Here is a 219-nt window from a genome sequence, read left to right on the forward strand (position 1 = left end):
GATGTGCCTTGAGGCGGTGAGGCAACACGGATGGGCATTGAAATATATGCCGGATGCCCTTCAGACTAAGGAGTTGTGCCTCAAGGCGGTGAGGCAAAACGGAGAGGCGTTGCATTATGTGCCGGACGCCCTCCAGACGCGGGAGCTGTGCCTCGAAGCAGTGAGGCGACAGGGCTTAACGTTGCGCCATGTTCCGAAAGTCTTCCATACACCTGAGCT

At 57.1% G+C, this 219-nt stretch carries 1 protein-coding gene; it reads left to right on the plus strand.

The genetic code is table 11. The features are described from left to right. Positions 1 to 46: 46 nt before the first annotated feature. On the plus strand, positions 47 to 219 hold a 173-nt coding region (locus E1297_RS00105), incomplete at its 3' end, for a DUF4116 domain-containing protein (RefSeq protein ID WP_244327572.1).

The organism is Roseibium sp. RKSG952 (assembly GCF_009711355.1).